The following is an 11,599-nucleotide window of genomic DNA, read 5'->3' as shown; positions in this document are numbered from 1 at the left end:
TGTGACCCCCCGGTCGCCTCGTGGGTCACTCTAGCCACACCCGAAACATCCGGGCAAGAAACGATTCGAACACGCGTTTCGTCTCGCTTCGCTCGCTCAACGACCGGGGGTCGAGCCCTTCCGGTCGTTGAGCGAGCGAGCGCAGCGAGCGAGACGAAACGCGTGCGGCCTAGCTGCTCTTGCGCATCGCGCGGATGCCGGCCCACAGGCCGAGCGCCGCGAGCACGAGGGCGGCGATCCAGCCCCACAGCACCTCGATCGCGCCGAGGTCCCCGGCGAACAGGGCGCGCTCGGCCTGCACGACCCAGTTGACCGGGTTCACGGCAGCGACCGCGCGCATCCAGGCGGGGCCGTCGTCCAGCGGCAGGAGCATGCCCGACAGGATCAGCAGCGGGAAGATCAGTGTCTGCTGCACCCCCCAGAACAGCCACTCGCGGTCCTTGGTCTTCAGGGCGAGCGTGTAGGAGAGCGAGCCCAGACCGACCCCGAACACGGCCAGCAGCGCGAGCCCGATCACGAGGCCCGGCACGTTGATCGTGAAGCCGAAGGGCCACGCGATCAGCACGATGAGGAGAGCCTGCACGACGATCGGCGCGACCTCCTTCAGCGCGCGGCCGACCAGCAGCGACGATCGCGCGAGCGGCGCGACCAGCGTGCGCTCGTGGGAGCCCGTCATCATCTCGTACTGCAGGTTCGAGCCGGTCGCGCCGGTGCCGAACAGCACGATCATCACGAGCACGCCGGGAACGAACCACTGCAGCGTCTCGCCGACGGGCTGACCCGACGAGCCGATCAGCAACGGCGCGAACAGCCCCAGGAAGACGAGCGGCTGCACCAGACTGAAGATCAGCGTGAACGGGTCGCGTACGACCGGCTTGAGCTCGCGTGTGAGCACGTTCCAGGTGTCGCGGGCCGGATTGGCGCGCACGACGGTGTCGGGCCGTGCGTCGGTCTGTGGGGTGGTCATCGCTGGGCTCCCGACTTCTCCGCCTCGGCGGTGGATGGATCGGATGCCTCGGTCGCGGCATCCGGGTTCTCGTTCGTCTCTTCTTCCGACCCCTCGCCCGCCTCGCGGAGCGTGCGCCCCGTGAGGGCGAGGAAGACGTCGTCGAGGGTCGGCGGAACTCCCGTCGCGCGCGCGACCTGGATCCCGGCGGCGTCGAGGGCTCGCACCGCGGCCGGCAGCAGGGCGTCGCCGTCGGGAGCCGTGAGGCTGACCTCGGCGTCGCCCTCGCGCCGCACCTCGCGGTCGGTGAGGCCCTGCACGACCGAGACGGCGGCCGCGGCATCCGCCGGTGAAGCGAAGCCGAGCGTGAGGACGTCTCCGGCGAGATCGGCCTTGAGTCGCGCAGCGGTGTCGTCGGCGATGACCCGCCCCTTGTCCATGACCATGACGCGCTCGGCGTAGCGGTCGGCCTCTTCGAGGTAGTGGGTCGTGAGGAACACGGTCGTGCCGTATCTCTCGCGCAGATCGAGGATGTGCTGCCACAGGTTCGCTCGGCTCTGCGGGTCGAGTCCGGTCGAGGGCTCGTCGAGGAAGATGAGCGGCGGAGCGTGCATCAGGCCGAGCGCGACGTCGAGGCGCCGCTTCTGACCCCCCGACAGCTGCTGCACGGAGCGGGTCGCGAAGCCGGCGAGGTCGAGCGACTCGATGAGCTCGTCGGCCCGCGCGCGTGATGCCACCTTGGACATGCCGTAGAAGGCGCCCTGGCTGAGCAGCTCGTCGCGGGCCCGCTGCGCGAAGCTGCCGCTCGTGAGCTGCCCGACGTACCCGATGCGCGCACGCACGTCGGCGGGCTGTCGCAGGATGTCGAAGCCGACCACGCGGGCTGTGCCCGAGGTCGGCGGGATGAGAGTGGTGAGCATGCGCAGGCTGGTGGATTTGCCCGCGCCGTTGGGTCCCAGGAACGCGACGAGCTCGCCGCGCTGGACCTGGAACGTGAGATCGGTGACCGCCTCGACGGTCTTCTTCTTGACGGAGAAGCGCTTGGTCAGACCCTGCGCCTCGATGATCGGTTCATTCGCCATGAGGCAAGGCTAGGAACCATTGCGGACAGATTCGGTCCGCGATGTGTGGGAATCTTTTCGCATGTCCGATACGACCACCCGAGCGCTGTCGCTGCTCAATCTGCTGCAGACCCACCGGCACTGGCCGGGGTCCGAGCTCGCCGATCGGCTCGGCGTGACCGATCGGACGGTCCGCCGGGACGTCGAGCGGCTGCGTGAACTCGGCTACCGCATCGAGTCGATCTCGGGCGCCGCGGGCGGCTACCGCCTCGAGGCCGGCAGCGCCGTGCCTCCGCTCCTCCTCACCGACGAAGAGGCTGTGGCCATGGCGATCGGGCTGCGGGTGGCGGCATCCCAGCGTCTCGTCAGCGGTCCCGAGACGACCATCACGGCACTCGCCAAGCTCGAGCAGGTGCTGCCCGCGCCGCTGCGCCGCCGCGTCAACGCCCTGGCCGAGACAGTGCAGCCGGCGGGCCTGAACGCCGGGGCTGCGGTGTCGAGCGAGGTGCTGGGGGAACTCGCCCTGGCCTGTCGCGACCACGAGCGCGTGCGATTCACCTACACCGCGGCATCCGGCGAGGTCACGGTGCGGCGGGTCGAGCCGCACTCCCTCGCGCCGGCCGATCGCCACTGGTACCTGCTGTGCTGGGACGTCGAGAAGGAGGACTGGCGCACCTTCCGCGTCGACCGGCTCACCGGCGTCGAGCACACGCGCGTGCTGTTCGAGCCGCGGCCGCTGACCGCCGAGCAGGTCGAGGAGTTCATCTTCGTCGCCCGCTCGTGGGTGCGGCAGGCGGTCGAGGCGGATGCCGTGATGGACCTCTCGCTCGATGCGATGCGCGAGCTCTTCGGGCAGTGGGGGCAGGGTGCATCGGACGAGGGCGACGGACGCACCCGGTGGCCCGTCGGCGGCGCGGACTTCCGCGAGACGATGTACGGCCTCACGTGGATCCCCGCCGGCGTCGAGTACACCACCGACCTCGCCTCGCCGGCGCGCGAGGAGCTGCGCGAAGTGCTGGAGCGGATGCTGCGAGCGCTCGACGCTCCCCCGCCCGAGGTGCCGCCCGAGCGCGCTGCGCAGAGGGCGGGCGTCGCCGGCTAGGCGTGCGGGCTCGGCGCCTCGTGGCGCCGACCGCTGCACTTTGCTGCGAGTGCTGCGCTTCGCGACGCAGCGGTCGCAGGAAACTGCAGCGCTCGGCATCGGGCCGGCGCGGTACCGTCGACGCATGAGCGAAGACGCCCGCACGACCCTCGCCCGCGTCGAGCGCGAGGAGGCCGAGCTGGTCCTCCCCCGCTTCGATGTGACGGATGCCTGGACGCTGGGCTCCCGCATGCGCGAGGCGGCGGCATCCGCTCGTCTGCCGATCGTGATCGGGATCACGCTGGGCGAGGCGCGCATCTTCCACTCCGCACTGCCGGGATCGAGCGCCGACAACGACGGCTGGCTCGAGCGCAAGACCCGTGTCGCCCGCCGGTACGGACGGTCCTCGTACGGTGTCGGGCTGTCGTTCCGCGCCGTTGGCAAGGACTTCGACACCGATGCACGGCTCGACCCGGTGCTCTACGCTGCGCACGGCGGAGTGTTCCCGATCACGATCGCCGGCGTCGGGATGGTCGGCACGGTCGGAGTCTCGGGACTGCCGCAGGCCGACGATCACGCGTTCGTCGTCGAGCACCTGCGGGCGCTTCTGACCGACATCCGCTGAGGCGGCCGGCGTCATGCCGAGACTCACAGCGAAACCTCGGTTAACGGTTATGTGCAAAGGCGCGGATCGGGACTAGTTTTGCCTCATCGCGGCGATCCGGGCGGTCCCGGGCACCGGCTCATACCCGGGAGCGCTGCGGGTTCGACTCCCGCCGTCGCGTCCACTTCACGAGGGCTCCGATCCCTTGTTCCGACGGGGATCTCGGTTCTCAGGTTTCTCCGCAAAGGGCCTTTTGCCCACACTTTTCGTGGGCATGCATGGCGATCAGCGGTCCTCACAATGCTCACACGCGCCGCGGCCGCGAGTCTGATCACTCATCGGGATCCCTGACGCGATCCCTGGCCTCCCGCAGGTGCACCCTGTAGTCGCTCGCGAACAACGCAGGATTGGCCGACTCCAGCGCAGCCTCGAGATCCCACACGACTCGCTGCTCAGCTTGATCCTCAAACTCGATCTGAGGGCTCTCGTTGACGCGGTGCAGCCATTCGAAGAGTACGAGCACCTCATCTTCGGACAGCTCGATTGAGATCTTTCGCGTGGTCACCAGAGCCTCCCGGTTGTCGGAGACGCCAAAGTCTTGGGCATGTTTGAATTTCTTCTGCAACTGCGTGGCCGCCCGCATCAGTACGGTGCTCGAGGCTAACAGTATGGGTTGCATCCTCAGCGCATCCCTTCCGAGCCACAATGCATGGCGCGTGCCCAGATCCAATCGCGGCGTCCTCAACGAGACCGTCGACAATCTCGAGAACATTTTCTCGTAAGGACGGGTGGTGCAGTATGGCTCTGTGTCTCAGGCGACGTTGCAGACAGACCGAATCCGACTGATCCCCTTGGGCGATGAGCATCTGGAACTCGAGGTCGAGTTGGACTCCGACCCGGAGGTGATGCGCTACTTGAGCCGTGACGGTCGCGGTCGCACCCGCGCCCAAGTCGAAAACGCTCACGGGCTCCGGCTCGAGACAGCAGAGCCCGTCGCGGGGCTCGGATTCTGGGTCGGGTTCGTCGACGACGAGTTCGTCGGCTGGTGGTTGCTGCAGCCTGCCGGCTGGGGAGGGGAAACCCTCCTCCCGGGGCAGGCCGAGCTGGGGTACCGACTGCTCCGGCGGCACTGGGGCAAGGGACTGGCCACCGAGGGTGCACGCGAGATGGTGCGTCACGCGTTCCGAGACCTCGACATGCAACGCGTGTTCGCTCTCACCATGACGGTGAACGAACGATCCCGGACCACCATGTCCTCAGCCGGCCTCCAGTACGTCCGCACCTTCTACGAGGAGAACGACGACCGCACCGGCAGCGAGCTCGGCGCCGTCGAATACGCCATCACCCGAGACGAATGGGAATCCACACAGGCCGACACCCATCTCGCGGCACCCTCAGCGTGAGCTAGCCCGCCTGTGGCGGGTGGATGGCGCGCTCGATCCGTCGCCGGCTCGTGGTGACCGGTTCCCGCTATTGGCGTGCGATGGCGATGCGGAGTCGTTCGTCGGGGTCGATGAGGTGGTCGTGGTCATCCTCGCCGGTGTCGATCTGCACCCAGCGGATCTTGCCGGTGAAGCGGCTGGTCTGTGCGGTGTACTCGGCGCTGACGGTGGTTCCGGATTCGTAGCCGACGTCGGTGGTCTCGTCGGCGGAGAAGATCATGGCCTGGGTGGCGCCGACGCGCCCGGTGCCGACCGGGTTGCCGTCGTAGTAGAGAGTGACGTCGCCGCCCTTGGCGAGACCGCCGCCGTCGTAGGCGAACTCCACGCGCACCTGGTGCTTGCCGGCATCCAGTCTCGAATCCGCGTTGGTGGTGAACTGTTGCAGGCCGACTAGTTGTAGGTGAACGCCATGGCGCCGGCGGTGAAGTAGAGGCTCCACCCGCCGAACGCTCCGCCCTGGGCGATGATCACGCCCTCCGCTCCGCGTGCCGGCACGTCGACCTCAGCGGTGACGGCGAAGGACTTGTTCTTGATGCTGATGACACTGTTCTCGGACAGCCTCCCCATCCCTGGATACAGCAGCTGAGAGGTGCCGTGGATCAGGGTGGGGCGGCCGGCGAGCTCGGGGTTCATTCGTTCCGCGCCGCGGTCATCGATGGGCAGCACGTTGTACTTCACGGCTTCGATGAGCCAGAGTCGCTGCAGATCGTGCAGCCTCTCGGGCTGGTCGGCGACCAGATTGCGGGCCTGACTGTAGTCGGTCGTGCCGTCGTAGAGCTCCCAGACGTCGTCGTCGAACGCGGGCACTGCGCCGCCGGTCATGATCCACGGGGTGCGGTGCTTGGTGACCGCGCTCCACCCCCTGAAGTAGATGCCCCGGTTGCCGAACATCTCGAAGTACTGCAGGTCGTGCCGCTCCGCGGTGTCCGGCTGGTCGAACGTGTAGAGCATGCTCGTGCCCTCGATCGGCGACTGCTGCACACCGTTGACGATCGTCGGTTCCGGGAGTCCCGCCGCCTCGAGCACGGTGGGCGCGAGGTCGATGACGTGCGTGAACTGGGAGCGCAACCCGCCCTTCTCCGCGATTCCCTTCGGCCAATGCACGATCGTGCCGTTGCGCGTGCCACCCCAATGCGAGGCGACCTGCTTGCTCCACTGGAACGGGGCGTTCATCGCCCACGCCCAGCCCACCGCATAGTGGTTGTACGACGTGGGGGTGCCGAGCTCGTCGATTCTCGACAAGGGGTACTCGGGGGTCTCCAACGCCGCCATGCCGTTGAAGTTCGCCATCTCGTTGAACGCACCGTTCAGCGTGCCCTCTGCCGAGGCGCCGTTGTCGCCGATGATGTAGTAGATCAGTGTGTTGTCGAGGACGCCGAGGTCTTCGATGGCGTCGATCACTCGGCCGACGTGGTGGTCGGTGTGCTCGAGGAAGCCCGCGTACATCTCCATCTGCCGCTCGAGCACCGGCTTGAGCTCGGCGGGCATGTCATCCCACGCAGGGATCTCCGGGTGGCGTGGCGTGAGCTCTGTGTCGGCGGGGATGACTCCCAGCTCTTTCTGCTGTGCGAACGTGCGCTCCCGCTGCGCATCCCACCCGTCGGCGAAGGCGCCTTTGTACTTGTCGGCCCACTCCTGCGGCACATGGTGGGGTGCGTGCGTCGCGCCGGGCGCGAAGTAGACGAAGAACGGCTTGTCGGGCATGAGCGCGTTCTGGGTGCGGATCCAGCTCACCGCCCGATCCGCGAGATCCTCGGTGAGGTGATACCCCTCCTCGGGGGTGGCCGGCGCCTCGACCGCCGTCGTCCCGTCATACAGAGCCGGCTCCCACTGGTTGGTCTCGCCGCCGATGAAGCCGTAGAACGTCTCGAAACCGCCACCACCGGACGGCCACGCATCGAACGGTCCCATCGGCGAGGTCTGCCACACCGGCACCTCGTGACACTTCCCGAACTGCGCCGTCGAATAGCCGTTCAGTTTCAGCGTCATCGCCAACGGGGCCTTGGTGTTCGGCCGCAGCGAGCTGTTCCCTGGTGCAGAGGTCGCCGTCTCGGTGACGCTGCCCATGCCGACGGAGTGGTGGTTGCGGCCGCTCAGCAGCGCTGCGCGCGTCGGTGCGCACAGCGCTGTGGTGTGGAACCGGTTGAACTTCAAACCCCCGGCCGCGAGCCGCTCCGCCGTCGGCGTGGCCACACGGTCCGCCGAACGCGCTGGATGCCCCGAACCCGGTGTCGTCGATCAGGATGACGAGCACGTTCGGTGCGCCTTCGGGTGGCAGCAGCGGTGTGATCGGCGGATACGACGTGTCAGAGTCCTTCGCGTCGTACGTCGTGAGACCGGGCGCCTGACGGTCGGGAATCGGCAGGATGCTGCGCGCGTGACGATCAGGAACCAAGACGAATCCTCCAGGGTGAGTGGCCGGCGACTGCAACGTAGCGCGAGCGACCGGGCCGCCACCTCACCCTCTGTGAGTGACACCTCCGCGGTGGGTCTATCGGGCGGCGACGGGTACCGAGGACGCCGCATGCAGCCGCAGCGCGTGTGTGACGCCGAAGACCCAGATGGCGATCCGATCGGCGGCGGCCATCGGCGTCTGGCCGATGGGAACGAGCTCGGGTGCCGTCGCTTCGATCTCGTGACCGTCGTGGAGCAAGGTCGCGCCGCCCGCGGCGCGGACGTTGCGCAGCCACTGGGTCCCCTCGCCGTAGGGCAGCGAGATGTACAGCTCGTCGCCGACGCGCTGAACCCCGACAGGCGTGTCGTAGACCCTGCCGCTGACCCCGCCGGGTGCGCGGACGACGGCCCAGGGGGATCCGGGGGTACCGGCATCCCGCAACGCTCCGGGATTGATCACGTCCCGCTGCATCTCACGCGCGAAGCGCAGCACGCGGGGAGTCCGAGTGCGTACCCCCACGACGAACACCGCCGCAGCGAGGAGAGCCACGCCCACCAGCAGTGCCAGGAAGAAGGAGAGCACGCGCACAAAGGCCATGCCCCCACTCTCACCAGGCGATGCGGCGGACACAAGAGGATCGACCCTCAGGGACGGCTCGACTGGACCAGTCCGAGGAGCGGGCCGGGTCTCAGCGATCGGTTTCGGCGGCGACATCGGCGGCCGGCGCTGCCGATGCTGCTCTCTCGGCCACCGCAAGGGTGCGCGTGAACAGCAGCAGGCACCCCACCACCAGTCCGGCGCAGATCATCTCGTGGGTCGCGAGGGTGTAGTACCCGACCCAGAACAGGACCGCGGAGAAGACGATGCCGCTCGCGACCGCGACGGCGAACGCGATCATCGCGCGCGGCAGGCACGGCAGTATCCAGCGCAGGCCGAGCAGGAACGCCCCGAAGACCACGGCCATCCCGATCGCGAAGACGTTGTGGCCCACCTGGCTGGTGGTGACCGGCACGAGAGCCGCCCCGATGAAGCACGCCGCGAGCGCGAGGAACACCGCGAACACGATGATCATCCGCGCGCGCGTCAGTCGCGGTTCGGTGTGCGCCCACTGCTCCAGGCTCGTCAGCAGGTAGAGCGCGAGCAGCGCTGTCACCCCGCCCGCCAGGATGAGCGTTGCGTTGAAGATCGCTCCCGTGACACCGCCGCGACCACCGAGCTCACTGAAGTGGTACTGGTACCAGCCGTCGTCGCGCGTCGTCGCGACACTCACGGCGAACCCTGTCGCCACGACGGCGAACAGCAGCACCACGAGCCGGCTCGGGGTGACGTGCGCGGCGACGGTGAACGCGGTGTAGCCGGAGGTACCGGCCACGAGAGCGACGATCATGGTCGCCGTCAGCGTATCGACGGCGACCCCGGGCCAGATCAGCGACGCTGCGTGGAACAGCATCCACAGGATCATTCCGAACACCGCGGCGAGTGAGACTGCGAGCGCCGAGGTCATCCATACCCGCCGGGAGCGGGCGATGTCCTTGAGCCACGCCTGCATCGGATCGCGAGCCGCGAGGCGGTAGCTCACCGACGCGGTGGCGAGGGTGATGGATGCTGCGACAGCGATGCCGCCCGCGCCGACCGACGCGCCCTCCCACACCGGCACCGCGCGACCCCAGAACCCCACAGCGCCGCCGGCAAGCCCGGCTCCGAAGGCGAGGGTCGCCACCACGATCGCGCGCGCCTCGGTGCGCACGGCGAAGCGTCGCGCATCGAGCACCCCGCGGCGGTGCAGCCGCGTCTCGATCCGCATCGCGGCGGCCTCGAGGTGGGCTCTCTGCGTCCACGCAAAGCGTGCCATGACACGATTGTCCATCCATCGTGGCCGAATCGGGTCACCTTCCGAGGATGACGAGACTTGATGGGCAGGCAGCGCGGTCTCAGGGATCGCGGGGCCTCTGCCGTCGGGGAGCCAGGCATGGGGCGGGCAAGGGCGCTACAGTTTGGCGGTGAGCATCCGGCGTCGGTCGAGGGCCGAGCGGGCACGTTCGCGACGGGCCCGGTTCCGACTTCATCCGGCCCAGGCGGTCGCAGGCGGATTCGGACTCGCGATCGTGGTGGGCACCGCCCTGCTGATGCTTCCGATCTCGAAGACGGGCCCGGGCGGCGCGACCATCGTGCAGGCACTGTTCACCTCGACGAGTGCCGTGTGTGTGACGGGCCTGACGGTGGTCGACACTCCGACATTCTGGTCGCCGTTCGGACAGGTCGTGATCCTCCTTCTGATCCAGGTCGGCGGACTGGGGATCATGATCTTCGCGGCTCTGGTGGGCTTGGTGCTGGCACGGAAGTTCACCGTGCGCTCACGGCTGAACACCGCGGCGGAAGCGAAATCAGTCGGCCTCGACGACGTCCGCGGGGTGGCACGCGGCATCGTCCTCACGTCACTCATCATCGAAGCGGTCACGTTCGGGATGCTGTTCGTCCGCTTCCTCGCGGGATACGGGTATTCGCTGGGCGAAGCGTCGTGGTTCGCCCTCTTCCACGCCGTCTCCGCATTCAACAATGCAGGCTTCGCGCTGTACAGCGACAACCTCATGGGGTTCGTCGACGATCCGTTCATCTGCCTGCCGATCGCGGCGGCGATCATCCTCGGCGGGTTGGGATTTCCCGTCCTCTTCCAGCTCCGCAAGGAGTTCCGCCGTCCCCTGCACTGGTCGATGAACACGAAGATCGTGGTGTGGGCGTCGGGCGTGCTTCTGATCGCTGGGACCGCGTACATCACGCTGATCGAGTGGAACAACCCGGCCACGTTCGGGAACCTGGATCCGTGGGCACGGGTGCTGGCGGGATTCTTCCAGTCCGTCCAAACCCGCACCGCCGGCTTCAACTCTGTCGACATCGGCGCCATGTACGACGAAACGTGGCTCGGAATGGACGTGCTGATGTTCATCGGCGGCGGACCCGCGGGCACAGCCGGCGGCATCAAGGTCACGACCTTCGCCGTGCTGTTCTTCATCATGATGACCGAGCTGCGCGGTGATGGAGCGGTGAACATCTTCGGCAAGCGACTCTCCCGCGCGGTGCACCGTCAGGCGATCACTGTGGTGCTGCTCGCGGTGGCAGCGGTCGTCTCCGGTGCAGGCCTCCTCATGCTCCTGACCGGCGAGGAACTCGACCGCGCCCTCTTCGAATCTGTCTCGGCGTTCGCGACGGTCGGTCTCTCCACAGGTATCACCGCAGACTTGTCCGAACCCGCACAGATCGTGCTCGTCGCCCTGATGTTCCTCGGCAGGCTGGGCCCATTGACCCTGGGTTCCGCGATCGCCCTGCGCGAGCGCCGGATCCTTTACGAATTCCCGAAAGAGAGGCCCGCCATTGGCTAAGTTCTCGATCTTCTCCAACGACACGTCACGTCGTATCGCCGAGGCCGACTCCGTCGCGGTGATCGGCCTCGGCCGCTTCGGCAGCGCCTTGGCGCTCGAGCTCATGTCCGGCGGGACGGAGGTACTGGGGATCGATGTGGACGAAGAACTCGTTCAGTCGCTGAACGGTGAGCTGACTCAGGTCGTCCGCGCAGATTCGACGAGGGTCGAGGCGCTGAACCAACTGGCGATCGACGAGTTCGATCGGGTGGTCGTCGCGATCGGCGGCGACATCTCGGCATCGATCCTGACCTGCTCGGTTCTGCTGAGCATGAACATCCCCGTCATCTGGGCGAAGGCCGTCGACGACCGACATGGCCAGATTCTCGAGCAACTCGGCGTCCATCACGTCATCTACCCCGAGAAGGACATGGGTCGCCGCGTCGCGCACCTCGTTCGCGGCGCCGCACTCGACTACATCGAGGTGGCACCGGGCTACGCCCTCGTCAAGGCCCCGGCTCCGGCGAGGATCCAGGGTGTCGCGCTGGGCGACACGAACATCCGACGGAGCCACGGAATCACCATCGCCGCCTACCAGCACGGCGATCAGGCCTGGACGAACGCGGACAACACCACCGTTCTCGAGGCGGGCGACACGATTCTCGTCGTCGGACCCACAAGGGACGCCGAGGCCTTCGCGCAACTGCGGTGACG

At 67.7% G+C, this 11,599-nt stretch carries 10 protein-coding genes, 1 tRNA gene and 1 pseudogene; 6 read left to right on the top strand and 6 right to left on the bottom strand.

All coding sequences use genetic code 11. The annotated features are described in order from the left end of the window. Positions 1–169 precede the first annotated feature (169 nt). Both ASD93_RS01425 and ASD93_RS01420 read right to left on the bottom strand, forming a co-directional pair. A complete protein-coding gene (locus tag ASD93_RS01425; RefSeq protein ID WP_056117862.1) occupies positions 170–967 on the bottom strand; it encodes an ABC transporter permease in 798 nt (265 codons plus the stop codon). Continuing rightward, positions 964–2,028 carry an ATP-binding cassette domain-containing protein gene (locus ASD93_RS01420; protein ID WP_056117861.1) on the bottom strand — a complete coding sequence of 355 codons (1,065 nt, stop codon included), beginning with the start codon at positions 2,026–2,028 and terminating at the stop codon, positions 964–966. The genes ASD93_RS01425 and ASD93_RS01420 overlap by 4 nt, the downstream gene beginning before the upstream one ends. A gap of 61 nt (positions 2,029–2,089) precedes the next feature. Here ASD93_RS01420 and ASD93_RS01415 point away from each other — a divergent pair, with 61 nt between their 5' ends. The 3 genes from ASD93_RS01415 (at position 2,090) to ASD93_RS15820 (ending at position 3,876) form a co-directional block, all read left to right on the top strand. Further along, complete coding sequence (locus ASD93_RS01415; RefSeq protein ID WP_056117858.1) at positions 2,090–3,109, top strand: helix-turn-helix transcriptional regulator; 1,020 nt, start codon at positions 2,090–2,092, stop codon at positions 3,107–3,109. A 124-nt stretch (positions 3,110–3,233) separates the two neighbouring features. Then, on the top strand, positions 3,234–3,713 hold the full coding sequence (locus tag ASD93_RS01410) for a heme-degrading domain-containing protein (RefSeq protein WP_056119046.1): 480 nt from the start codon (positions 3,234–3,236) through the stop codon (positions 3,711–3,713). An 87-nt stretch (positions 3,714–3,800) separates the two neighbouring features. Beyond that, positions 3,801–3,876: transfer RNA gene (locus ASD93_RS15820), tRNA-Met, on the top strand. Between the two features lie 147 nt (positions 3,877–4,023). Here the strand turns inward: ASD93_RS15820 and ASD93_RS16100 are convergent. Further along, on the bottom strand, positions 4,024–4,422 hold the full coding sequence (locus ASD93_RS16100; RefSeq protein ID WP_235566846.1) for a hypothetical protein: 399 nt from the start codon (positions 4,420–4,422) through the stop codon (positions 4,024–4,026). A 58-nt stretch (positions 4,423–4,480) separates the two neighbouring features. Here ASD93_RS16100 and ASD93_RS01400 point away from each other — a divergent pair, with 58 nt between their 5' ends. Continuing rightward, on the top strand, positions 4,481–5,095 hold the full coding sequence (locus ASD93_RS01400) for a GNAT family N-acetyltransferase (protein WP_321163608.1): 615 nt from the start codon (positions 4,481–4,483) through the stop codon (positions 5,093–5,095). A gap of 67 nt (positions 5,096–5,162) precedes the next feature. Here the strand turns inward: ASD93_RS01400 and ASD93_RS01395 are convergent. The 3 genes and pseudogenes from ASD93_RS01395 to ASD93_RS01385 all read right to left on the bottom strand — a co-directional run bounded on the left by ASD93_RS01395 (position 5,163) and on the right by ASD93_RS01385 (position 9,381). Next, positions 5,163–7,529, bottom strand: a pseudogene (locus tag ASD93_RS01395) (sulfatase-like hydrolase/transferase). Positions 7,530–7,625: 96 nt separating this feature from the next. Further along, complete coding sequence (locus ASD93_RS01390; protein ID WP_056117856.1) at positions 7,626–8,126, bottom strand: hypothetical protein; 501 nt, start codon at positions 8,124–8,126, stop codon at positions 7,626–7,628. Between the two features lie 91 nt (positions 8,127–8,217). Further along, positions 8,218–9,381 (bottom strand): hypothetical protein, encoded by a 1,164-nt coding sequence (locus ASD93_RS01385; protein WP_056117855.1) that lies wholly within the window; start codon positions 9,379–9,381, stop codon positions 8,218–8,220. A 154-nt stretch (positions 9,382–9,535) separates the two neighbouring features. Here ASD93_RS01385 and ASD93_RS01380 point away from each other — a divergent pair, with 154 nt between their 5' ends. Next, the gene (locus ASD93_RS01380) at positions 9,536–10,906 is read left to right on the top strand and encodes a TrkH family potassium uptake protein (RefSeq protein ID WP_056119037.1); all 1,371 of its coding nucleotides are present in this window, start codon (positions 9,536–9,538) and stop codon (positions 10,904–10,906) included. Further along, a complete protein-coding gene (locus ASD93_RS01375; protein WP_200950563.1) occupies positions 10,899–11,597 on the top strand; it encodes a potassium channel family protein in 699 nt (232 codons plus the stop codon). Before ASD93_RS01380 ends, ASD93_RS01375 begins: the two co-directional genes overlap by 8 nt. The last annotated feature ends 2 nt before the right edge of the window (positions 11,598–11,599 follow it).

This window comes from Microbacterium sp. Root180 (genome assembly GCF_001428485.1).
GTDB lineage: Bacteria > Actinomycetota > Actinomycetes > Actinomycetales > Microbacteriaceae > Microbacterium.
Note: the sequence above shows the minus strand (reverse complement) of the source record. Positions and strands in the feature narration are given on the sequence as shown.